This is a genomic window from Candidatus Nomurabacteria bacterium, from assembly GCA_020631905.1.
Classification (GTDB): domain Bacteria; phylum Patescibacteriota; class Saccharimonadia; order Saccharimonadales; family VXPC01; genus JACKGQ01.
This window is the reverse complement of the sequence record JACKGQ010000001.1, coordinates 151,133-174,951: the sequence shown is the minus strand read 5'-3', so window position 1 is coordinate 174,951 and position 23,819 is coordinate 151,133. Positions and strand designations below refer to the sequence as shown.

The 23,819-nt window shown below is 42.2% G+C and carries 26 protein-coding genes and 1 tRNA gene; 19 read left to right on the top strand and 8 right to left on the bottom strand.

Features of this window, described 5'->3' with window-relative positions:
• Window positions 1–1,507 precede the first annotated feature (1,507 nt).
• Window positions 1,508–1,696, top strand: a complete 189-nt coding sequence (locus H6798_01010) for a hypothetical protein (protein MCB9821104.1) — start codon at window positions 1,508–1,510, stop codon at window positions 1,694–1,696.
• A 2,129-nt stretch (window positions 1,697–3,825) separates the two neighbouring features.
• Here H6798_01010 and H6798_01005 read toward each other — a convergent pair.
• The gene (locus tag H6798_01005; protein ID MCB9821103.1) at window positions 3,826–4,161 is read right to left on the bottom strand and encodes a hypothetical protein; all 336 of its coding nucleotides are present in this window, start codon (window positions 4,159–4,161) and stop codon (window positions 3,826–3,828) included.
• Between the two features lie 398 nt (window positions 4,162–4,559).
• Complete coding sequence (locus H6798_01000; protein ID MCB9821102.1) at window positions 4,560–4,787, bottom strand: hypothetical protein; 228 nt, start codon at window positions 4,785–4,787, stop codon at window positions 4,560–4,562.
• A 622-nt stretch (window positions 4,788–5,409) separates the two neighbouring features.
• Between H6798_01000 and glmS the strand changes: the two genes are divergently transcribed.
• Window positions 5,410–7,011: a glutamine--fructose-6-phosphate transaminase (isomerizing) gene (glmS, locus tag H6798_00995; protein ID MCB9821101.1), complete on the top strand. Its 1,602-nt coding sequence runs from the start codon at window positions 5,410–5,412 to the stop codon at window positions 7,009–7,011.
• Here the strand turns inward: glmS and H6798_00990 are convergent.
• Entirely contained in the window at window positions 6,998–8,110 is a 1,113-nt protein-coding gene (locus H6798_00990; protein ID MCB9821100.1) for a glycosyltransferase, read from the bottom strand. The two genes, glmS and H6798_00990, sit on opposite strands and share 14 nt — an antisense overlap.
• Before the next feature lie 40 nt (window positions 8,111–8,150).
• On the opposite strand from H6798_00990, the gene H6798_00985 reads away from it, so the two are divergent.
• The 5 genes from H6798_00985 to H6798_00965 all read left to right on the top strand — a co-directional run bounded on the left by H6798_00985 (window position 8,151) and on the right by H6798_00965 (window position 12,566).
• On the top strand, window positions 8,151–9,596 hold the full coding sequence (locus tag H6798_00985) for a sugar transferase (protein ID MCB9821099.1): 1,446 nt from the start codon (window positions 8,151–8,153) through the stop codon (window positions 9,594–9,596).
• A 41-nt stretch (window positions 9,597–9,637) separates the two neighbouring features.
• Complete coding sequence (locus H6798_00980) at window positions 9,638–10,066, top strand: hypothetical protein (GenBank protein MCB9821098.1); 429 nt, start codon at window positions 9,638–9,640, stop codon at window positions 10,064–10,066.
• 82 nt (window positions 10,067–10,148) lie between these two features.
• Window positions 10,149–11,288 carry an MFS transporter gene (locus tag H6798_00975; GenBank protein MCB9821097.1) on the top strand — a complete coding sequence of 380 codons (1,140 nt, stop codon included), beginning with the start codon at window positions 10,149–10,151 and terminating at the stop codon, window positions 11,286–11,288.
• Window positions 11,285–12,265, top strand: a complete 981-nt coding sequence (locus H6798_00970; GenBank protein ID MCB9821096.1) for a calcium/sodium antiporter — start codon at window positions 11,285–11,287, stop codon at window positions 12,263–12,265. The genes H6798_00975 and H6798_00970 overlap by 4 nt, the downstream gene beginning before the upstream one ends.
• Before the next feature lie 4 nt (window positions 12,266–12,269).
• Window positions 12,270–12,566 carry a DUF1905 domain-containing protein gene (locus H6798_00965; protein MCB9821095.1) on the top strand — a complete coding sequence of 99 codons (297 nt, stop codon included), beginning with the start codon at window positions 12,270–12,272 and terminating at the stop codon, window positions 12,564–12,566.
• Here the strand turns inward: H6798_00965 and H6798_00960 are convergent.
• Window positions 12,563–12,757 (bottom strand): TM2 domain-containing protein, encoded by a 195-nt coding sequence (locus H6798_00960; GenBank protein ID MCB9821094.1) that lies wholly within the window; start codon window positions 12,755–12,757, stop codon window positions 12,563–12,565. The two genes, H6798_00965 and H6798_00960, sit on opposite strands and share 4 nt — an antisense overlap.
• Window positions 12,758–12,759: 2 nt before the next feature.
• Entirely contained in the window at window positions 12,760–13,014 is a 255-nt protein-coding gene (locus tag H6798_00955; GenBank protein MCB9821093.1) for a hypothetical protein, read from the bottom strand.
• A 261-nt stretch (window positions 13,015–13,275) separates the two neighbouring features.
• Between H6798_00955 and H6798_00950 the strand changes: the two genes are divergently transcribed.
• The 7 genes from H6798_00950 (at window position 13,276) to H6798_00920 (ending at window position 18,423) form a co-directional block, all read left to right on the top strand.
• On the top strand, window positions 13,276–13,527 hold the full coding sequence (locus H6798_00950) for a GIY-YIG nuclease family protein (GenBank protein MCB9821092.1): 252 nt from the start codon (window positions 13,276–13,278) through the stop codon (window positions 13,525–13,527).
• Window positions 13,518–13,592, top strand: a tRNA-Asn gene (locus H6798_00945). The genes H6798_00950 and H6798_00945 overlap by 10 nt, the downstream gene beginning before the upstream one ends.
• Window positions 13,593–13,632: 40 nt before the next feature.
• Window positions 13,633–13,992: a hypothetical protein gene (locus tag H6798_00940; GenBank protein ID MCB9821091.1), complete on the top strand. Its 360-nt coding sequence runs from the start codon at window positions 13,633–13,635 to the stop codon at window positions 13,990–13,992.
• 143 nt (window positions 13,993–14,135) lie between these two features.
• Window positions 14,136–14,777 (top strand): Type 1 glutamine amidotransferase-like domain-containing protein, encoded by a 642-nt coding sequence (locus H6798_00935; GenBank protein ID MCB9821090.1) that lies wholly within the window; start codon window positions 14,136–14,138, stop codon window positions 14,775–14,777.
• A 530-nt stretch (window positions 14,778–15,307) separates the two neighbouring features.
• Entirely contained in the window at window positions 15,308–16,324 is a 1,017-nt protein-coding gene (locus H6798_00930) for a permease (GenBank protein ID MCB9821089.1), read from the top strand.
• Between the two features lie 55 nt (window positions 16,325–16,379).
• The gene (locus tag H6798_00925) at window positions 16,380–17,024 is read left to right on the top strand and encodes a TIGR03943 family protein (protein ID MCB9821088.1); all 645 of its coding nucleotides are present in this window, start codon (window positions 16,380–16,382) and stop codon (window positions 17,022–17,024) included.
• 151 nt (window positions 17,025–17,175) lie between these two features.
• Entirely contained in the window at window positions 17,176–18,423 is a 1,248-nt protein-coding gene (locus H6798_00920; protein ID MCB9821087.1) for a hypothetical protein, read from the top strand.
• On the opposite strand, the gene H6798_00915 is transcribed toward H6798_00920, so the two are convergent.
• Window positions 18,380–18,847, bottom strand: coding sequence for a transcriptional repressor (locus H6798_00915; GenBank protein ID MCB9821086.1), 468 nt, complete (start codon window positions 18,845–18,847; stop codon window positions 18,380–18,382). The two genes, H6798_00920 and H6798_00915, sit on opposite strands and share 44 nt — an antisense overlap.
• A gap of 99 nt (window positions 18,848–18,946) precedes the next feature.
• Between H6798_00915 and H6798_00910 the strand changes: the two genes are divergently transcribed.
• The 3 genes from H6798_00910 to H6798_00900 all read left to right on the top strand — a co-directional run bounded on the left by H6798_00910 (window position 18,947) and on the right by H6798_00900 (window position 21,741).
• Window positions 18,947–19,930 carry a hypothetical protein gene (locus H6798_00910; GenBank protein ID MCB9821085.1) on the top strand — a complete coding sequence of 328 codons (984 nt, stop codon included), beginning with the start codon at window positions 18,947–18,949 and terminating at the stop codon, window positions 19,928–19,930.
• Window positions 19,920–21,353, top strand: a complete 1,434-nt coding sequence (locus tag H6798_00905; GenBank protein ID MCB9821084.1) for a pyridoxal-phosphate dependent enzyme — start codon at window positions 19,920–19,922, stop codon at window positions 21,351–21,353. Before H6798_00910 ends, H6798_00905 begins: the two co-directional genes overlap by 11 nt.
• 229 nt (window positions 21,354–21,582) lie before the next feature.
• Window positions 21,583–21,741, top strand: coding sequence for a hypothetical protein (locus H6798_00900; GenBank protein ID MCB9821083.1), 159 nt, complete (start codon window positions 21,583–21,585; stop codon window positions 21,739–21,741).
• Window positions 21,742–22,146: 405 nt separating this feature from the next.
• Here the strand turns inward: H6798_00900 and H6798_00895 are convergent, their stop codons facing one another.
• Window positions 22,147–22,770: a DUF1617 family protein gene (locus tag H6798_00895; protein ID MCB9821082.1), complete on the bottom strand. Its 624-nt coding sequence runs from the start codon at window positions 22,768–22,770 to the stop codon at window positions 22,147–22,149.
• A 6-nt stretch (window positions 22,771–22,776) separates the two neighbouring features.
• Window positions 22,777–23,028, bottom strand: a complete 252-nt coding sequence (locus tag H6798_00890; protein ID MCB9821081.1) for a zinc ribbon domain-containing protein — start codon at window positions 23,026–23,028, stop codon at window positions 22,777–22,779.
• A gap of 203 nt (window positions 23,029–23,231) precedes the next feature.
• Here H6798_00890 and H6798_00885 point away from each other — a divergent pair, with 203 nt between their 5' ends.
• On the top strand, window positions 23,232–23,426 hold the full coding sequence (locus H6798_00885) for a hypothetical protein (protein MCB9821080.1): 195 nt from the start codon (window positions 23,232–23,234) through the stop codon (window positions 23,424–23,426).
• An 89-nt stretch (window positions 23,427–23,515) separates the two neighbouring features.
• Window positions 23,516–23,719, top strand: coding sequence for a hypothetical protein (locus H6798_00880; protein ID MCB9821079.1), 204 nt, complete (start codon window positions 23,516–23,518; stop codon window positions 23,717–23,719).
• Window positions 23,720–23,819: the final 100 nt, after the last annotated feature.

The window sequence follows — 23,819 nt, the reverse complement described above, 5'->3', positions numbered from 1 at the left end:
ATTTGAGGCCATACATTTTGTTATTTAACCCGTTCTCGTACCTTCCGATATTTTACTGACCGTATTCTTGTTGTATTACTCATCACCATATAGGTTCGATGGTTTATTATTGGGTGCTAGCTACACATTCTATATGAGTTGGAATGCAAATTCATTTCTTAATCGTCGCGTCAACCTCATTGACTACATACAGCATCCTTAATGATGTCGAAGAGAAACGCCAAGCATAGACGTAAATGGCTATATGTAAGTCTGATGTCTAACCTTGGCTTGTTATTTTGTTTAAGTATTTCAATTTTCAACGTCTCACTGATATTATAAACTTAATCGGCTGGAACTATCCAGATATCGCCCTCAACTCACCCCCTGCCTTGTAGGCATATCTTTCTATATCATTTCCAGACGAGATGAGCTACACCATCGATGTATATAAGAAAAAATAAAACCAGAAAAGCACCTTGGTATTTTGCGTTGTATGTATTATTTTCCACAACTTGTAGCCGGCCCAATCGAGGTCGTCTAGATTACTGCCACAACTAAAAAAGAAAATTAAGCCTGACCTAGAGCGGATCAGGAGTGGCTTGATACTGATTGTTTGGGGACTATTTAAGAAAGTGGCTATTAAGCGACAGAGCGTAATTGCCAACGAGATATTCAATAATAACCTTTAACATTCGTACGATGGCTAACGCTCGTTATTGAGTATCGCCTTTCAGATCTTGGAGACTTTTCTGGGTATTCTGACATTGCGATAGGCTCATAGACTACTTGGCCACGATTTAATGAAGAATTGATCGGCTATATTTCGTCGATATCTGAATTTTGGTCGATGGCACATTTCATATCAACCTGAAGTTTAGAGATTGATTATTTATATATACCGCTTGGCGGTAACCGCGTTGTTATGAGATGGTATTACAACTTGATGATAACCTTTAGTGGGCTATGCATGGTGCTGCGTTAACATTTATCTTTTGGGGATTACTGCACGGGTCTTACCTAGCATTCGCTGGAATCATTACCGGAGTGCACATAGACTAAGGCAAAAAAGAATGGCTAGGAGGAAAGTCGGGTCGCTTCAGATGTTATGGAGGGTAATTCATAATTTGAGCATATACTCGTATGTGTGGGTTGGATATTTTTCGAGCAGCCTCGATTCGATGCATTTATATAATCAAGTCTGAGCAGACGTCATCGATGGATTTGTTAAAAGACCTAGGTAACTTAGTGTCTTTAGACAAGTTGGCCCGATTCTGCGAGGTTCAGTAAGAAAGAGGAGATCATAATCCTGTTGATTGTGATCGCAGTTGCGGAACTTGTTCACCTGGGCCAGAGGAACGGCGATATCCCAGAAAAATTCCTAGGCTGCCCATTACGTGGCTGAGGTGAAACATCTACACGTTGTCGATATTGTTAGTAATAACTATGGAGATTCACAATGAATCTATCTATTTCAGTTCCCAAATTATTCAGAGTCTTATTCCGATATCTTCGGGGTATTTAATACTTGATTGTTTTTAGTCGACAAGCTGCCGAGATCAGCGATTCCCCAAAAATGCTAACTCAGAATGATTATGCCATATGGACAATCGATGGAAAGATCGACGCCGATATAGCTGTCGTTGATCATCACATGGCATTGGTGCATTACGACTGCAGCTTAATCGAATCACTGACAACATACAGAGACCATTAATTCTGGTTTGAATGGTAGTGACACATGTTTTAACCACTAATTTGTCCTGCATATCTCAGGCATAACAGCACCGAGCACAACATTATTAGTCTTGATGCTGCAGCATCACTGGTACCCAATAAGCAGACAATAATAAAAATATTCAGACCTCAGCAGTAGCGTACCATAATACTTCATCTGACGATATCTTGTACAACCAACTATCAGAACTAGATCCAGTATTTACAAAGTTAAGATATGTAATTATGATAAGTTTGGGCTATATAAAGATAGCCGCCTCGAACAATCACTGATTACCCATTGCACCTGCATCAGAACTGACCCGAGATCGAGACGAAAGGCAGGGCCTGGCTAGACAAAGATTGGGATGAAGTTTGATGATCTGTCGAAGCCAACCCTGAGGGGGTTTAAATCTACCCAATCGAGAACGATTTTGCAATGCGCATTCCTAGGACATCATACAGCTTAAAGGAACTAATAGCTAATATTAAGGTTTATCTTATTATCCATGCGCCAGAATATCAAATTTACAGGAGCCTCAATTACGATCAAATCCTGATGAAGTTTAAAAGCATAGCGGAAGAAAGTGGTGTTGCTTTTTATGATTATTCAGATGATGATCGACTGGGTGATTAATCGTGACAACTTTATACCCGCAGCACATGACAGCAAGGCAACAGCGGCAGACCCATACACAAGAATTATTGCTGAAGAAGTACTTTAATAGTCATCGTAATGTCGATAAAACGATGCGTTGGGTCGTTAAAGGATCGGACATCGCGGAACAACAATGAAGGCTTAAACCTAGTTCGATATTCCCCGGCCAACATATCGAGGGCCGTTAAATTCTACATCGTATCGATTTGATTTGGTCCGGCAGTACTACACATGCGTTGGTTATTTGCGCGTTACCTGTCGCTTTATATACTTTACTGAAATTATAGCCAGGCACATTCTTGTTAACTCCCCAGCTGGATCCAAATAGTGAGCTGTTTCCGAGGGGCTTATACAGAGATAGACCTTTCTTAGTGCCCGAAGGCGCATCCATAGATAATTTGATCATACCAAGCCATATATTGCCACTGTTTTTAGTTGACGGAATGTACATTCTGAGCAGGATGACAACACTCTTAGCGTACAGCATGGCGTAGACTGGTTTCTGTACATCTGTCTATAAAGAGTTAGCGTCGTTCATGACGCCAGGCTTTTGAATAACAGTGAAGGCTGAAAGTACAAGGATATTTGACCGAGGAGTATTCATCGGCACACTTAGAGTCACGACGTACTTTACAATTTGCTCCTGGATTGGCGACATGTTGGTTGCTGGGCAAGTGTTACTCCTGTCTGCTTCATAAACTGCACTGAAGTCTGGAGAGGGCACAGTGTTAGACCACGCATTCCGTAAAATGTCGATGTTCCCGATAGGCTTAGTATATAACATTGTCTTTCTGAGATTTGTCCTTCGGTTGCGGTCTGATCATACCATTTTTGTATTGCTCATTCCCCATACTATATAGCTCCACTTCTACGCCGTTGTTCCAGGAATCACGTGATTGGTGCCGATACCTGTAGTAGTCGGCAGAGGCGTCACTTGCACTATCTCAACATCAACAAAACTTACGGCCTGTTAAATTCATTTGGTTTCTGGAAACAGGCTAGGTTTAAAGCCGGTATATAGATCAATCGAGCCGTATACTGGAGACATCGAATATATACTTTACTACCCGCCGGGTTCTGCCATGTGTTGGTTGCTGGCAAGTGTTACCCCGTCCATAAACTGCACTGAAGTCACGACCAGGGAACATTAGCATTGGTTCCCATGCAGGTGAGCCAAACTGGCTGCTTCCCGCCCAGAGGTTTATTGGTGCATAGTACGACCTGCTAACCCGTCCGGTGCGCGTCGCCAGTTCGAGCCTGTCTGTCATACCATATTTGAGGACTAAGCCAGAAACAAAGTTCGACAGTCGATATTTTGTCTGAACTACTGTTCAACCCTTATAGCTCACTAACTTTGTATAAGGCAAGGTGGCATAGGTAGGTTGTGTAAAAGTACCAAAACCAATCATTACTTAAAATACTCCAGAAATTTGTCTAGGGTGCTACATGAGTCGCCTGTGCTGTAAGGCAAATTAGTCAAGGGCAGCTTGGTTTGGTGTGTAGGGGGTATATAGGTATAGGGCTACAGTAGCAGCATTTTCGATATTAATCGTTTTTCGGCCACATGCGGTATTTGGGTTATACAAGATATCGTTGCTACCTATCCCGTACCAGTAGCTATCTAGATGCTCGATATAGTAATTAAACGACCAGGCAGCACCCCTAACTTGTTTTACAAAATCTGCACTCGCTGGATTACACGGTGCGGTGTCGGGACAGTTGTATCCGGTCGCTTTGCTGTATTGGATCGTCCATGGCCAGTTGTCCGTCACTAGACCTTGCTCTTTCTGGAGTAAGACAATTAACACCTGCGGGTTAATGTTGTAGTCTTGCCCTGCCTGCCAGATTATTTGTGCGGCAGATTGACCACCAGAAACCGATGCGGGCGAGCCATCCGGATTAAATTGACCATAGTTATTTGCCCCAGTTGTCGGGCGTTCTGCCTGAATTCAAATAAGCACGTCCAGGGGGTTGTAGCCAGAGTTATACGCCGGCTCGGTATCGATCACAGGCACCTCCGTTAACTTTTGATTCTAGGAAGGTCTGAATCTCTTGGACGGTCATTGAGCTTTTGTTGCGAAATACAACATCATCGATTATCCTCCCGTGAGGAAAATCATTACCATTAAGCCCATGAAAGCGCTAAGAGGGCAAAAACAATGCTGGCTAGAAAACAGGGCAACACCTAAAACTTCTTTCCTTTCACTCAACGCGCCTCCTCTCTAGAGTAGGTTTGCGAAACATTCACGTCATTCGCAGTAATGGTAACTATCCAGTCAGTATCTTTGCCAAGGCTTGAAGTATTGAGCTTAGCATTACACCCATACGTTCCGTTTGCCGACACCGCGACAGATGTTGCCTCTATCTGAGACATGCCATCGCTAATCTTTGTGGTGCAAGAATCTGCGATAAAGCCAATTAGCTCTTGATCCAATCGTCGCTGTATCGCTGCCAAACACTGCGCGTAATTGTGATTGACATCGAACCATCGGTAGATTGGCTCGGTTGTTCCATTGGCGTCTGTCGAAAGTTTATCTTTTGATACTTCTAACGTAGTCAGCGTCTTTTAGTACTCGGGGAATAATCAATTTGATTCCTTGTTGCAACATTTGGGTCCGATGAATTATCTTGGCTTGGGAGAATCTTGACGCAAACCAATTAATAAGCTAAAGTAGCCAATGCAAGCAAAACAAAGAGTAGTAGTGGTCAAAAGTGAGTTTTTTAGACATATTAATAATTTTATGTAGCTAAATTATAACATAACCGTAAACACACGACCGCCTGCAGGATAACTTGCTGAAACTTTTTGACAACATTTAAGCAATATGGTCTTGATTTGGTATATATCATATTCCATGTGCGGAATAATTGCAGTGTTACAGGTATCGCTAAAGTCAGGAAAAACTTATCTCAGGCCCAAAGCCTGAATACTGCGGTTACGATTCTGCGGGCATTGCAGTTCTTCGAGAGAGGGTAAAATATTTGTTCATAAGGTCAAAGGATTTGTTGCTGGGCTTGAGCCCCATTGCCGAACGAGATTCTTCTGACGATCGGTATTGGCCACGCGCGATGGCCACCCACGGGGAGCTGCTGCCAATGCCCATCCTCATGTTTGCAACGATGGTAGCATCGCTGTTGTACACAATGGGATTATCGAGAACCATAAAGACATACGCACATTCTTAGAGAATAATGGCTATAAACTTAAGACAAACACAGACACTGAAGTCATCCCTAATCTTATACACTACTTCTATTCGAAGACAGGTTCCTTGCGCGATGCAGTGGTAGATGCGGTTAGGCAGCTTAAAGGCTCATACGCAATTGTGGTATTGGCAGAGCAGGGAAACCGACTGTATGCAGCCAGGAAATCTAGCCCGATGGTGGTGGCTAGTGATGGCAAGGGTGCCGCGGTGGCTTCAGACATATCCGCTCTACCCGAGGGCTGCAACAAAGCGATTTACCCCGATGACGACGAGATCGTCGAGATTGAAGGATCTGATATCAGAATATATGACTTAAATATATTGCCTGTAGACAAGCAGGCGCAAGATATCAATATTAGCAACGAGGAGTTTAGTAAGCAGGGCTTCCCCCACTTTATGCTTAAGGAAATACATGAATCTGTAGATGCTATCAAAAACAGCATGGCTGGGCGAGTAAAGCCAGAAAGAGATACGGTTAAGCTGGGGGGATTGAAGGATGTTGCCGAGAGACTGAAAACAGTCGACCGTCTGCTAATTGTTGCCTGTGGCACAAGCTACTATGCGGGTATGACTGGAAAATATTTTATTGAAGAACACTGCAGAATACCTGTCGAAGTTCGATTGGCAAGTGAATTTCGATACCATGACGAGCCACTAGATGGCCGTACGGCCATCCTCGCAATTAGTCAGTCCGGCGAGACGGCGGACACACTCGAAGCGGTTAAGCTGGCCAAACAAAAGAAATTATTAACTTTGGGCTTAGTAAACGTGGTAGGTAGCAGCATTGCTCGTGAGACAGATGCTGGGGTCTATACCCATGCTGGTCCAGAAATCGGTGTTGCCTCTACGAAAGCCTTTGTCTGCCAAGTTGTATGTTTATATATGATAGGTATGTATATTTCAGGCGTCAGAAGTCGAGAGATAATCGAAGCTCTGCTTAGGATACCGGACTTAATGAGTGAGGCGCTTGCCGAACACAAAGCTGTCAAAAGAATGGCAGAGCAAATTTCTACCTATAAAAATACTGTGTTTATAGGTAGAAAATATATGTATCCGTTATCTCTTGAGGCTGCATTGAAACTTAAGGAGGTGAGTTATATCCACGCGGAGGGCTACTCTGCAGGTGAGCTTAAACACGGACCGTTGGCCTTGATTGACAATAATTTTGCAACCATTGCTTTGGCGCCGTATAACGATGTTTACGACAAGACGGCCAGCAACTTACAAGAAGTTCATGCTCGCAAGGGTCCCGTGTTCGCTTTCGGCAGTGATCGGCTTAGTGATGTTAGCGATATAAGTAAGTGCCTAATAAAGGTTCCCGGAATCCAAGACTATGTACAGCCGTTTGCTACTTCAATTTATGTACAGCTGCTGGCGTATTATGCGGGTACCAAACTTGGTTACGACGTTGATAAGCCTAGAAATTTGGCGAAATCGGTCACGGTCGAGTAGACATATCAATAATCTTAGCGATATTTTTTTGGAATTTTTCTAGACTAAATTCAAGGGCAGACTGGGAGACTATGTTGTGTTTATATTTCTTCGTATCGAAGTTTTTCAGGGCTTTTTCTAAACTAGTAGGAGTTTGGCGATCGAAAAACTCTCCATTTATAGCTGGCTTGATGTAATCCAAGGCGCCACCAGCCATATAGGCGATTACTGGTGTACCTGCCGCCATAGCTTCGATCGGAGTAATCCCGAAATCTTCCTCGCCTGGGTGTATAAAGGCGCGTGCGGACTTAAAGGCGCCTTCGATGTCTTGATCGCTTGGATTCGAGTTGAAGGTTATTGTCGGCCCAGCAATATGTTTTAGCCGTTCATGTTCAGGGCCGTTCCCTAAAACTAGTAGAGGCAACTCAAGTTTGTTGCAGGCTTCGATTGCTAAGTCGTGTCTTTTGTAGGCGACTTGTCTGCCAGCAGTTATAAAGCCGGCTCTTTTGGGTGGCTTTGATTGCCGGAATCGGTCGATTTGCACGGGCGGATAGACAATCTTTGAATCACGATCATAGTATTTGGCAATTCTACTTTGGACTGCCTTAGAATTGGCGATAAACACGTCGATCTTCTGAGCTGCTTTGTAGTCACTCCTTTTGAGTGCCTTCAGGAAGAGGGGCACAATAACTGGCGCCAAAAAGTTAAGAGGTCCAAGACCTGGCTCGCGCATATATTTTTCGGGGTTAACCCAGAAATAACGAATTGGCGTATGGCAGTAACATATATGGACCGTCCTAGAGCCGCCACGCACTTGCTTGGCCTCGGCACTCGAACTACTGATGATAATGTCGTAATCTTTGAGATTTAAAGAACGAAAAGCCAGCGGGCGGAGAGGCACCCAGAGCTGATGCTTAAATTTAAGCTTGCCAGGAATTTTCTGCAGCCAGGTGGTTCTGACTTCGACATCTCGAAACAGATCGAGACCATCTTTGTCGTAAACCGAGGTATACAGATCGGCTCGAGGGTAGGCATCGAGAAGAGCTCGGACCGTGCGTTCTGCACCACCCAAATTAGTCAGCCAGTCGTGGACGATAGCGATTCTAGGTTGCTTTGACATACCAAATAATTATAGCGCAGCAGGTGTATAATATGCCCAAATGATTTATCCGAGCTTATTAATTCTGACCGATTTTTTGGCATTACTAACATCCTTCACAGTTGCCTACATCGTGCGTGTAGTGTTTAGTGAAAGTCCACTCGCACGGGATATTCCGCCACTTGAGTTCATTAAAATCTTTCTTCTAATTTTGCCAATGTGGTTAATTGTTAACGCCGGACTTGGCCTGTATTCTAAGTCGATCTACGAAAAGCGTTTACCAGAAGCCGCTCGCCTGCTTGTAGGTTCTTTTATAGGCATATTAACAGTCATTGGTTACGATTTTGTTCAAGACGATACCATATTTCCGGCACGAATAATTCCAGTCTATGGATTTTTCTTGGCCTTCATATTGCTATTTTTAGCTCGAAATATTTTATGGATGTTCCGGACATATATGTTTCGCTACGGCTACGGTGTGCGCAATGTGATGATTATCGGCAGCTCGGAAGTGACAATAAATATAGCTAAACAGATTGAGGCTGCCTACGGGAGCGGCTATAAAGTCGCGGCAATTGTTTGTGCAAAACAATTTTTGCCAGAGGGCTTTAAGGGTCAGCATTTTAGTAATGTACATTCTGCAATCGAAGCCGCAGGTAAACTAAAAGTTCATACGATTATTCAGACCGAAATGTACGACAACGAAGATACCAACCGTAAACTTTTTGCCAGTGTACGCAACCGTCATATGCAGTACAAATTCATCCCGGCTCAAGCCGAGTTTTACACGGGCAAGAATACAGTTGAACTACTATTGGGATATCCAGTGATATCTGTTCATCAGACCCCTCTAATCGGTTGGGGTAGAGTTACAAAGCGGTTGGCGGATGTTTCCATCTCGTTAATTGGCATTGTACTTGCAGCCCCAATTCTGCTAGTCATCGCACTCCTGAGAAAGCTCAATGAACCTAAAGCACCTATATTCTATCGGCAGCGTCGCGTAACTCGCTTTGGCACTGAGTTTGGTATTTATAAATTTAGAACGATGAACTACAAATACTGCACCGGTCCTAATCAACCTTTCAAAGATGATGAAGCGGCTTTTGAAGCAATGGGGAGGCAGGATTTGTTGCCAGAACTAAAAGAGTTTGGATCGGTTAAAGATGATCCACGTGTTAGTAAATTCTCTCATTTCTTAAGACGCAGCAGTATAGATGAATTGCCTCAGCTGCTAAACGTGCTAAAAGGTGAACTAAGTATTGTTGGTCCTAGGCCGATGACTGCCGAACAGGCCAAAGAATATCGTAAACAAGCTGGAGGTGACGTAGTCTTGAGTGTAAAGGGTGGGATAACTGGTTTATGGCAGGTGTCTGGGCGGAATAATTTAACTTTCGACGAACGCATAAATCTAGAACTCTATTATGTTCAGAACTGGACACCTTGGCTCGACCTCAAAATCATTATCAAGACATTCAGAGTTGTTTTGGGGGGCAGGGGGACTACCTAGCTTGAACCTCGGGCTATTAACTGTTAGCATAACCCTTAAACATGGGTGAACATAATTCGAAAACAAGACCAACCAAAAAGCAGAAAGAGCTGCTCGACTTTATTGCTCAATTTATAGAAGAACATGGCTATAGCCCTAGCTACAGAGAGATTATGTCTGGCTGTAGCTATAACTCTGTTGCAACGGTTGCAGCACATGTCAATAATCTTATTAAAAGGGGACATCTAGTCAAACGCCTGAACAGCGCCCGTAGTCTAGAGGTAGTCGGTGGAGCACAGGCCGACTCCGTGTCTTCAGCTAGTAATATGTCGGGTAAAGCTTGGTTTGTCGGACAGGTGGCAAATCATTTTCACGCCAGTGATAATATCGACGATTTATACGTGCTGCTTGGTAGCCTTAAAATTCTTGGTTTATCAAAAGAGTTTGAGGAATTTAAGCAACGGCTTTTGAAATTAGACAGACATGATTAGGCGCATAATACATAACTCTGTCGTTAAGAGATACCATTGGCGCGATATAGGACACAGTGAGATTGCTGAGCTCTACACAAGCATGAGCGTTCGAACATTGGCATTGAGTATGGTTAGTGTATTCTTGCCGCTCTATCTCTATAACCTGGGATATAGCTTGACAGCAATTATGTGGTATTTTTTGGTCTTTAGTCTTGTTCGTATCCCGGCAAACTTTATTGCCGGGTATGTGATTGGGAAAATCGGACCAAAGCACACAATCGCTATTAGCACCATAGCCGAAACAACCTACATGATCTTGCTTGTTAGTCTAAAGAGCTTTGGCTGGCCGATATTGCTGCTGAGTGTTGTTCAGTCGATTGCAAATTCGCTGTTTTTCACCGCCTATCATGTAGACTTCTCTAAAATCAAACAGACAAGTGACGCCGGCAAAGAATTTAGTCACATGGTTGTGCTAGAGAAAATCTTTGGCATGATTGGCCCGTTAGTCGGCGGGATACTGGCTACTTTGGTTGATGTGCGTCTGAGCGTTGGAGTATCGATTGCTTTGCTAATGCTGTCTCTGGTGCCGCTATTCTTGAGCGGGGAACCAGTTAAGCTAAACCAACATGTGTTCTACGGAGGGATTACCCAGAAACTTGTTAGCAGTAAGGCCAATATCTTGGCCATTTTGGCCATAAACTTAGGGACCGTCTTATCCAGTATCACCTGGGTACTATTTATTGGTATAGCCGTCTTTAGGAACGATGTCTATGCATACATCGGCGTGTTGGCTACAGTGACTACACTTCTTTCGATCATTCTAGCCAAGTATATCGGTAACCAGACGGATCTTGGCAAGGGGCCAAAGTATATGAGAATTGGTGCATATGGCGGAGTTGTGTTTAGCTTGACCAAAATTTTCGTAAACACGCCCATGGCTGTTGCCGCAAACAGTTTTTTTGATGCCCAGGCACTAACGATTCGTCAAATTCCACTAGGAAAAGGCTTCTATAGCGAGACAGACAACTTTCCAGGCCAGAGGATAGCCTACATGGTTATGCTCGAGAATCTGGTTCATATATTTAGGATACCTTTTATCATTTTAATCATTCTCGCCCTTAGCTATTTCGACAATCAGATGGAGGTTTTGCGCTACGCTACCGTGGCAGCCGGAACGGTGACAATCTTTATGGTTTTTGAAAAGTTTAAAATACTTAGAACAGGAAAGAGCAAGACATGATTTTTGAGATATCTATGTTAGTGCTCGGCCTATTGGTAGTGGTAAAAGCCGCTGACTGGTTTCTGGCCGCAGCAGAGTCGATTGGAGTTAGGCTAGGTCTATCGCCTTTTGTGTTAGGCGTACTGCTAGTTGGTTTTGGTACCAGCTTGCCAGAGCTTACCACTAGCTTGGCTTCTGTGATAGACGGAGTGAACCATGTAGCCATCGCCAATATTGTCGGCTCGAACCTCGCCAATATCTTAGTGATACTAGGCATCAGCACCTTTTTTATGGGTACGATTAATTTCGACAAAGACCTAATTGATATCGATCTGCCACTTTTGATTGGCGTAACCTCGTTGTTCGGAATAATGATTTCGGATGGCAATTTATCTAGTTTTGATGGTGTGTTGCTATTAACGGGTTTCTTCGGCTATGTGCTTTACACAATCACATATCGAGAAAAGAATGAGTACCATCAGGGCTTAGTCGGACTGGTGGCGAGCCTTATAAAAGGCACCGATCGGCAAGTTGTCGAGATAGATGTAAAGCCAAAGCAAAATTTAGCAACGAGTATCTTTATGTTATGCGCCTCGTTGATTCTGCTGGGGCTTGCCTCAAAATTGGCTGTTGATAATTTACTTCAGATAGTCGAGCACGTTAACTATCAGGTTGATAAATTAACATTCTTCACGCTGGCAATCGGCACCAGTTTGCCAGAGCTTGTTGTTAGCCTCAAGGCACTGCGGAGGGGTCAGGGCGATGTGGTTTTAGGCAATATTTTAGGATCAAGTATTTTTAATATATTAATGGTAGGTGGCGTTTCTAGTCTGGTTGCCGATCAACACATAAGCGAAAGTTTGGTGTGGTGGTCGATTGGTGGCTTGGTACTGGCTAGTATGCTTCTGGTGGTTAGCGGGATTACTCGACGAATTCATGCCTGGGAAGGCTCGATTTATCTATTGGTATACTTGGCACTCGCGACTAAGTTAATATAGTAGTATGACCTATGATTTCAAAGCAAAACTGTGGAAGTGGCAAGGAGACTCTGCATGGCATTTTATGTCACTGCCAAGAGACTACTACCCAGAGATAAAGTTATTTGCATCTGGGTATGCGCGAGGTTTTGGGTCTGTAAAAGTCGAAGCGAAAATTGGTAATTCTATCTGGAAAACATCAATCTTTCCAGATTCTAAGACAGAAACATTTATGCTACCAATTAACAAACAAATCCGCGAACAGCAGAAGTTAATTGAGGGTGAATCTTATGATGTGGAACTTCACCTTATAGACACCTAGTCTTTGCTATTGCCTAGATCTCTTGTCCAAGAAAAGGCGTCGACTATCCACCATACTCCAACACCGCCGAGAGTTAGAAGTTTAAAAACTGCTAAACCCATCTCGCCCTTATAAGCTCGATCGGCACCTAAATAGCCCATAGACCAGCTCAAGATAGTTCCTATCAATACATATCTATATTTCTTGGTCATTTTTAAACAACCCCGTAAAAACTTTCTAATAGTTTATAGACGATGATTGCAGGCCACACTAAGGCTTTTAATATGCCCGTAACAACTGTCGTAAAACTTGTGGCTGCCTGCATGTAGTAAACGATCGCACCAACAAATGCGATAAAATATGCACCACCACCTCCAGAGCTTCTGTGTTTTTTATCTTTGCGTGAAAACCTAGATTTTATTTTACTCTCAAGCGCCTGCTCGAGTTCTTTGTCGCTGATATTTGCCATAAGATCTCCTTTACTACACTTTTATTATAGTCCTTTGACACCGCTGATAGAAAACAGTATACTTGACCCCTGTAATTGAGTGATCAGCTCACGTACATTCCAAAGCTTGTCTGTTCTTGATAAAGAAAAAGAGCAGCCGGAACGTCGAATTTATTTCGCGTCCCGCGCGATGAGAAAAAACGTAGTTTTGTCTCGTAAGCGAAGCGCTAATCCGGGGTAGCTCATCCGCCAGCTGGCGGAGGGTGTCTGTATAATAAGAACGTGTTTTATGTTTATGTAATCTTTAATAAGATCGCGAGTAAGATATATATAGGTCAAACTCAGAACATTAAGGCTAGGTTGCTAGCGCATAATAATAAACACAAAACAAAAAGCTTTACTTCTAAGTTTGAGGGCGAATGGGAGTTGATTTATAAGGAATCATTTACCACTCGTTCTGAAGCGATTCAACGAGAGAGATCTCTAAAATCTGCAAAGGGTCGAGAGTACGTTAAACAATTTATTCCGGGGTAGCTCAGCGGTAGAGCGGGTGGCTGTTAACCACTAGGTCGCTGGTTCGAATCCAGTCCCCGGAGCCAAGTTTTGACTATACAACACTAATGTGGTATTTTTAGTTTTATGTGTTCCCCGGATGATTATATTGAGTTACTTAGATCAGATCCTGACGAAAGACTTGCATGGCTGGCACACAGCGTCCAAACACCATTCACAGACTTACATCGTCAAATAGTAGGCGATGCTTATGACCTGGTAGCTAGAGATATTGGCGAAATGCTTGCGGCTGGGGTTGTATTGTACGGTGAACCAGTACCATCCGACGCAGAGCTAGTAGGTCAGCTTAAAGAAATTGCATCTGAGCGTAGAGATAAGCATGGGAGGAGATTTCTCGACGACGAATATGCCCTTGCTCACGCGGCGAGTGTAGCTAAATTTTGCATATCTAATTTTGATACATGGGAAGAATATTTAACATCATAGTTGCGAAGTACGTCCACTAGGGAGAGCCAAACTGGAACAGACTAAGTCAGAACTGCTATATCGGTTCTGACTTTTTTGTGTGCCCTGAGTAGAGTTGAATTCGAAAATAATTGACGGGACTCACAGATGTTAAAATAATACCTATGAGACTTTATTTATCTTCATATAAGCTGGGTAACAAGCCAGAAGAAATGCTGACTTTAATTGGTGACAACAAGCGAACGGCAATTATTGCTAACGCACAAGATTCTAAGTCAGTTGAAAGTCGTACGGAACGTGTGCAACAAGAAATCGAAAGCCTGACAGCTTTAGGGTTGCAGCCAGAAGAATTAGATTTACGTGATTATTTTGGAAAGACTGCCGAGCTTGCCGACAAGTTGAATGATTATGGGTACATTTGGGTAAGGGGTGGTAATGTATTCATACTCAGAAAAGCGTACAAGCAGAGCGGGTTCGATAACTTGATAGTCGAAATGCTTAAAAAAGATAAGATTGCTTATGGTGGTTTCAGCGCTGGTGTTTGTGTATTAGCACCTTCATTACGAGGCATTGAGCTCGTTGATCCTAAAGACGAAATTGCAGAAGGCTACGATAAAGAGGTGATTTGGAGTGGACTTGGCTTATTAGATTATGCTGTAGCACCACACTACAGGTCAGACCACCCAGAATCCCAAGATATTGAAAAGTGCGTAGAATACTTTAAGACAAATAATATTCCTTACAAAACACTGCGTGACGGTGAAGCGATTGTTATAAACGGCGATCAAGAAACCCTGCTTGCATAATTCTTAAGTACTGACTTTTTTTATGATATTGCCATATCCCTCTTAATCGCAGTTATAACTTCCTCTATTGTTGTGAGCCAAAATGAGATGACCACCCTCGCGGTGGTCTTTTCATTTTGATTCAGGGAGTTGGTTCGGTTCAGCGACGCAGCAGCTTTAGCTGATGCAAGTCGCTGGTTCAGATATTTTGACTAAACCGTGGATGCTTGCATACGCGAAAGTTAGTCAAAATATACCCCAGTAATCCAGTCCCCGGAGCCAGACCCAGCAGTGAAATAGAGTGACCGAGTTCCATGACCGGTTCCTCCTTTGACTCCTGAGTCTCAGAGAAATATGTGCCGTAGTGATTACAAGCTACAAATGTTGGAACCGTCAGAAATGGCGGTTTTTGCATGTTTACTCCTTACAAAAGTTCTAACCGCAACATGTTTTCCAATAGGCAACCAAGGACCCCAAAACCCAACCTGGCTCCATGACCTATTAAGACTTTGTTCATGGTCGTTGTTAAGCAAGTTCGCTACAATGTTGTTATGGTTTCGAATCGTCTAACCAAGCGGATTACTCAGGGGAGAAAACTGGTGCTACCAATGGTAGTGGTTCTTCTAACCTTAGCCGTTTTGAGTTCTTCTGATTACTTGTTTGACAAAATACTACTTCCTAACAGAGCGCAAGATTTTGCAACTCTTTCGTTAAGTATCTTTGTAGAAGCTTTTCCATTTCTTGTGCTTGGCTCGCTCTTGGCAGCTGTAGTGAATACCTACGTTCCAGCACATACTTTTGAGAAGTTATTGCCGAAGAAAGGTGTCTTCAGACGAGCAATCTTATCTCTAATGGGTTTCTTATTCCCAGTTTGTGAATGCGGCAATGTACCTCTCGCGCGGAGCCTTATGATTCAAGGGTTGAAGCCATCGGAAGCCGTCACGTTTCTGTTAGCTGCTCCTGTAATTAACCCAGTTACGATATGGGCAACTTGGGCAGCTTTTAGCTATGATCAATCAATTGTGGTTTCACGAGTGGCAGCCACCTTTGTCATTGCAAACATCATTGGGTATATTCTTTCACTAAAGAAACGAGAGCAAGATTTCCTAACTATGGACTTTGTCGCACTTTGTGATGCCCCTACCAAGCAGGAGAGAACAACACGTCATCGAGCAGATAAACTAAGCAGTAACTTCACTCACGAAGCTTTTGCGATGATAAAGATGCTCGCTTTTGGTGCTATTGTTGCGGGTGTCGTTCAATCATTTGTTCCACGGGACATTTTAGTTAGTATTGGTAGCAATGTAATTCTATCTATCCTAGCTATGCTTCTATTGGCGTTCGTAGTATCCATATGTGCCAATGTCGATGCGTTCTTTGCATTGTCATTTGCTAACACGTTTACTGCGGGTTCAATCGTCAGCTTCTTGGTATTTGGACCAATGATAGACATAAAGATGTTGGCTTTACTAAAAACCACATTCAAAAACGAACTGTTAATCACCATAACTATACTTTCATTGTTAATGAGTGCTCTTGCAGGACTGGTGGTGTCGTATGCGTTTTAAGCTATCCCAACTACAAACCGTCATACTATTAATCTCAGCAACTTATATTGCTTATTTGGGGGTCACGAAGCAGCTTACTCTCTACATTCATCCACGATATGTCGCATTTACGATAATAATGGCCGCTATAGCACTGTTGCTACTTGTACTAAATAGCTACTATTCACTTGAAAGCCATTCCCATAAGTCCGGTAAGCTTACTTTTCTCCCGCTCGGGCTTGTGATTATCGCTGCTGTACTTCTGCCAGCTAGAACACTAACCTCTGCGACTGTCTCGCAACGTTCTACCGACGCAGGATCGTTAGTATCGACCTCAGAATCAAAACCACTGAACACACTTTTTGCTGGCTCATCTAGAGGACTGAAACTTACAGATTGGTCACGACTTCTCTCAAGCAACCAAGACCCAACATATTACGCCAATAAACCAGCTAAGATTAGTGGTTTTGTGTATGATGCGAATCTTGGCAATGACACTATCTGGCTCGCTCGGTTTGTATTAACGTGCTGTGCTGTAGACGCTCAGCCAGTCGGCATACCTGTGCAGCTTAATAACTGGCGATCAGAATATGATAAAGACGAATGGCTTGAAGTTGAAGGCATTTTTCAAAAGAAACAAACTACAGAAGGTGAAATACTAGTACTCGTCCCGACTAGTACTATGCAAATTGAGCAACCAAGGAATCCTTATGCCAACTAGTGTGTACTATCGTAAGCTCGTTCTTATTTCATCTCTACTAGCTCTACTAATCGTTGGTTTATCTTTTTTGCTTTATAACCATGGTCCTCGAGTACGGATAGTTGATTTCGATAGCGATCCGAGCCTCCAGTCACTTACTCAAAATTCAACCATGACAATACGTTTCGACAGACCGTTGCGTGAAGGTGACTACACCGCACAAATACGCTTTATCCCAAGTGTTTCGTTTACCTCGCAAACAACCGCACAGAATATTACAGTAACGTTACTCGAGAATCTTAAACACGATACTGAGTACACTATCGAGGTGGGACCTGACATATTTGATCAGACTGACAGACCAATGAGAGGAATATATCAAAAAACCATACAGACCGCTCAGCCATCCTATGCATACCTTGAAAGAAATTACGGGATTGACTATAGCGATGAATCGTTTTTATCGCAGGATGCAGATGATTATATAAAAATTGCCAGACTAGGTGATGATCCTGAAATAGTATTTTCTAATCCTGAAATAACTATGTTTGCTGCTAATTGTGACTTCGTGGTAATTGCGACAAAGGGTGAAGAGAGGGATTCTCTATATACTATCAATCTGCAAACCAAAGAAGTACGTGAAGAACAGCTTTTACTTGGCGGCAGGCTAAATTATCTGACATTAAGTCCAAGAGGTAAGATTGCCTTGTTTACCGTCACACCTGACTACAATTCCGTCAGTCCCGAATACTATGAGAGATTTTCTGCTCGAGTTGAGGCGATAAATTTGGAATCTGGCGAAGCACGCTCACTTACAAACTCTGAGGGAGATTACATACGTGCATATTCAATCCAAATGGATAACGATGGTCAGGTGGCACTTATTCAAGACCAAATGCAAACATTTTATGCAGTTAGTCCATTCAACGACTACGATCCTGTGCTGATTGGATCGCACACATCATCATTCGGATTTAATGAGAACGGTAGTCGAATATTGTTTAGAGATCAAAGTAACTTCTCACTCTACGATGTGTCATCGGGAGATGTCTCGCCATTCGAGCTAGATACTGCTGGCTACGTGCAGTCGGTAGTGTCTGGAAATAAGAAAATTTATATTGCTTCGACTTCGTATTCACTGGGAGAGGCACAAAGCTTCGTTTATTCATTGCAAGGCTGGGATGATCAAGAACCAAAAATTGAATTGACTACGAGCGATTATCCTAGCGAAACCTTGAGAGAACTGGCACCTAGCTACGATGGAATATTATTGTCAGCACAGTTAAACGCTGATTATTGTCAGTTTGATCAAGTAAGCCCTAACGCACAATGCGAACAGACACACACGATCATATATGACTCTGAGAGTAAAAAATCTATTGCTGATTTCTCGGGTTTTGGTTTGGTATGGCTACCCTAGAAATACGACAGAGATTGCACACCCCGAATATTTCAAATGTGTGCTTGGTGGGCTCAAACCCCGCTTTGACAGAAAGGTCCGACATTAGTTTCTCAAGTTTTTGATCATGAGTTGAAGTGCTTTTACCACATATTTCACAGGTAGCATGATGATGATGTGGCCTATAAGTGTCGCTCAGTTCGTACAGGTTCTTGAAACCTCTTGGTACCTGTTTAATTATGCCTGCCTTATGTAGAGCGTCGATTGACCGATAGATACTAACGAAATGAGCCTCATCTGTTTTTTCTACAAGCTCTTTTACTGATAGCGGTTTATTAGTTTTTGCGAGCACTTCAAAAAGTCTTTGCCTCACATGAGTAATCCGCAGCCCTGATGACCGCATATCTTGCTCAAAGCTTGCTTGTAGTAATTGATTAGCTTGCATTAAATCATCCTTATTGCAAATTATTTGCAGTAATTTTACAGTATATGTATCATCTTCTCAAGAATATATATACTTACGTTTTGAAAACGGAAAGGAAATATGAGAATAGCATTTGTAGGAAAAGGAGGTGCAGGAAAAACAACACTGACCTCACTCTTTGCGCATTACGTTGCGCGGACAGAGCAAAAAAATATTACACTCTTTGATGCTGATATGAATATCCATGTTGGTGACTTGTTGGATTTTGAAGACCTATCAATTCTTCCACACCTTTCATCAGGAAATATTCAAAAAGAAATCAAGGAATATATCAAGTCGGAAAACCCTCGTATTGAGACCGTTGCACATATTAAGAAAACAACACCGCCAACAGAAGACTCTGGTTATTTTGATTTGAGTGATAGCGGTAATGTGCTTTTTAAAAAATATTCAAGGAAGAAAGACAGTATGTACTTAAGTATCGTCGGTGCCTACGATGTTGACGGTATCGGAAAAAGCTGTTATCACAATAGTCTTGCGATTCTTGAAAATATTCTTGCTCACAGTATTGATTCAAACGCGTATATCATTGCTGACATGGTCGCTGGAGTTGATGCTTTTGCAGGTTCACTCCATGCTCAATTTGATATCTTGGTATTAAGCATTGAGCCAACTAAGCGAAGCGTTGCGGTGTATAAACAGTATACAGAACTTGCAAAACATGCAGGTATCTTTGATCAACTATACGTGGTTGGGAACAAAATTGAAGATACTGATGATGAAAAATTTATACTAGAAACAGTTCCTCAAGAGAAGTATCTTGGATCAATAATGCTAAGTGGTCATATTCGAAATGTAGACAAGGATCGAGAAGATCTTAATGCAACAGCTCTTGATCAAACATCACAGAATACTTTAAAAAAGATAAATGAGAGACTAAAAGAAAATCGACGTTCATATAATGATCGCCTTACTCACCTGGTTGAACTACACAAAAAATATATCGCTCAAGATTACGTTGTCGCTCGAGTTGGTGATTTAACAAATCAAATTCAAGACGGGTTTGATTTTGAGACATTTGTAGCAGAGAAATATGGAGAGTAATGTCTATTCAGGAGCGAAAGGATTATATGACTATCTTAATCCTCATAATGCAGTAACCCCGTTGGTTGAATTACCACCTGAATTAAATCCGTTCTATGATGACGGTGTACGGATCCATATGAAAATGATGTCGACGACACCCCTAGCAAACGTAAAATCACTTCCTGCATGGAATATGCTTGAACAAGCATATAAATCTCAAAAATTGAAAGGAGTTGAAACTTTGGTTGAAAACTCTTCTGGGAACACAGTGTATTCTTTGGCTATCTTAGGTAAGCTCTTTGGAGTTCCGGCCACAAAAGCAGTAGCATCTCATCAAATTAGTAAAGGAAAACTAAAACTCCTTCAATTTTTTGGTGTGAAGCCAATTATTAACGAAGAACCAATTTGCCCCGATCCGAGTGATCCAACGAGTGGTATTTTTAAGGCAAAGAAATGGGCAGAAGAACAAGATGAACTCTTTAATCCTGGTCAGTACGACAATATTGATAATCCAAATATTCATGCAGAAATCACTGGTCAACAAATTTGGAAACAGACCAAGGGTGATATTCAAATGTTTTGTGCTGGGCTTGGGACCACCGGTACCATGGTGGGGACAGCTTCGTTTCTGAAAGAACAGAATCCAAAAATTCAAACTATCGGTGTGGTACGTTCAAAGAACAATCCTGTTCCAGGACCTCGGACACGGAATCTCTTGGATGAAATAGCTTTTGATTGGCAAGATGTCTCTGATGAACTTATTGAAGTTGGAACAGTTGAATCATATTCTCAAAGTCTAAAACTCTGTCGTCATGGATTATTGGTTGGACCAAGTACAGGATTTAATCTTCAGGGGCTTTTCAAGATACTGCAACAGAAAAAAGAAGATGGGACACTTAATAACTTAACCAACAAAGAAGGTGTGATTAATGCCGTAGTCATTGCATGCGACACGCCATTTCCATACTTTGATGAATATTTCTATTATCTTGGTAAAGAAGAATTTCCTGAAATTGAAAACGAGGAATTACTTCTTATTGAGGATGAGCAGCCAGATAATCTTGATTCAGACCTTGAGTTATCTATCGATGATTTTATTACTCAAGCATACGGAGTAGAAAGAGAGCAGATCAAGAATCTCAATATTGAAGAAATCAAGAAAAGTAAGAATGTTGTCATTCTTGATATTCGATCGCGAGAAATGTTTGAGCATTTCCACGTTCCATATGCAATATGGACTGATACAAAAACAGACATCGACACTAACACGTATAATCAAAAAATATTTGTTGTATGTCAGCGAGGAGTTTCATCTCTTGCTTTTGCACAGCAGTTACGTGACCAGGATGTCGAAGCATACTCAGTTGAAGGCGGAACTATTGAATGGTCATACCATGACCTACCTCGTGAGCAAGCTGGAGTTTGTATAAAAAAACACTAGACTTATCTTCTTGCGCCCTAGCTATGTCGATCGTCTTGATAAAGGTGTGAAATCTGGATGGAATCTAGAGCTTGAAACGGCGAATTTTTTACTTTTTCGTCTTAAGATATGAATGGAGAAAATATGCTTGGTCACGGACACGCTCACTTGTATATCAACGGTGAAAAAGTAGCCCGTCTATACAGCCCGTATTTCTACATTGCAGAGCTTGAAGAAGGCGATCAGATTCGTGTCATCTAAATGCAAAGACCATAGTGACGATGCTCATGACGGTGAAGTAATCGAATCAACTACAGAAGTTGGGCATAACCATGACCGTGAAAACGACAGCCATAGCGACGAAAGTGATTCCGAGACTCATGCCGACGAACATGATCACGAAGAGTAGCCATTACAAGTAATTGTTTGAAAAATAACAGATGCAAGCTAAGGTAAAGCGAGCCAAAAATAAGGTGGTATATTCGTTTGGTTCGAATCCACCCCTCGGAGCCAGATGCAAATCAACACATAAAGACCGTGTTCCTATGACCGGTCTTTTTTGTTTGTTTCACATCTGTTAAATGCCCTCTAAAATGAACTAGACCGTGTAGCATTATGGTGGCTCAGCGGACATTTAAAAGACTGAGTTCCGAGACCGTACCAAACGGCTTCTACCCCTGTTATTTCGGTTCGTGACCTGTCGCCATCAAAATTAAACAAAAAAGAGAACAAATTCTAGTTAGTTTACGGCTCTAAACTAAGCCGATCTTGCCGCCTTTTAAGGCGAATTTGGTATGGATAAAATCCATGAAGTTTAGGCCGCTAAATTAATAACCTTTTGAATTCTTTTTATTCTTGATTCTTTACTAATTTTACTTAGTCGCTCTTTCAGAACCTCAGTAAACTGCTTGGTATCATTAGGTTGAAATGCGTCCTTAACCATCTCTGCATACATTGGGAGTTGGTTCTCTGGTGCAGATAATAGCTGCATAAGGATTTTTTGCGTGGCCTCGTCGTAGCATTCAGTTACACGCGCAATATTTACTAATAGCCTTATATAATTGTCACGAGTAATGACAGATCCGACGTTTGCTGCCTTCTCAAGCATGTCAATGTGTTTGTAAAGCTCCGCTGGGTTCACTTTTGCTATTGATGCTAGGCAGGTCATTGCACCCCACTGCATCCGATTGTCTTTTGACACCAGTAAATCGATGAAAACGTTGGTGTAATTGGCTATGAGCTCTGGTTTACGATCGCCGACCTCATAAAGAACTTTTATTGAATCATGCCTGATTGCTTTTGACGCGGATTTAATATTATTAATAAGTTCTTTGACACCATCAGCATCTTTATTTTTTACAATCTGCTGAGCAACAAGAATATTAGGCTCTTCGTCGTTTCGCGACAAAGAAGACGCTAAACGATCAGTTATTGACATATCGCTCTAAACTTTCCAGCGCTTCAGCTTGGGGAGTTGCGAATTGGCCATCGTTTTACCAATAAAACGCGGGAAATGCATCTTCTTCATGGCCTCGACATAGATAGCTTTCATCTGGTCTAGCGTTAAGTCAGGATCTTTGAATACACCGTTTTGATAGCACAGATTACAGTACTCAGGACTCAACGAACCGTCTTTTTCAGTTCCTTTATTATTCGTTTTTAGGGGCTGGGCACAGCTTTGACACATACTCTTCATACGTCTATTATACAATGCTAATCAAGAGATTATTAATGCACGGCTAATTGACAACTAAAAAAGTGCGTTTCGTGTCTCATTTGTCTCGTTTTGTGTCCTGCGACCCCTGTATAGATTCCGTGACCTGTAAGGGGAGCCAAGGTTATAACTAAGATTTTCGGAGTTGAAATGCCTCTTTTTATGTTTTGGGTTACAATTTAGAAATGAACAAAGTTGCAGCCATTTCAGATGTACACCTACTGCCAGAAACCGTCAATCATTCTATCTTTGCGTTACTGTCCGTATTACGGCCTAGAGTTGTTGATCTGGTAAATGATGATAGTGAATTAGTACGAATTGCAGCGCAAAGACCAGAAGCTGAAGAGCTGAATGTCAACCTTATGTATGCCCCGCTATAGACAGAGATGAGTTGAGTGGTTTAGGTGTGGCGTTCAGGCCCACAAGATATCCAGAGGCAAGGGTAAAGTCGGTTTGTTATAATATAATCATGCAGAAAATAGCAACTCGGGTTTTTGTATATGCTTCAGTAGTCTTTGGGGTAACAGGCATGTTAATAGTTTTAACTGCCCCAGGAGCGAATCAGCCAGACACAAGGTTGACTCACTTTTTGATCAGGTTGTTGTTTGCGAGCGTATTTCTTATCTTGCCATCCTTTGCCTTGAGCATCGCCGGAAAATATCTAAAAAAATAAGCCGAATACCTCTGTTTGGTTCTGGTGTGGAATGTAGTGATGAACATTATTGCGGTTATTTCTAATATTCATTTGTTCCCGGAACCCGAGAAGCAAATTA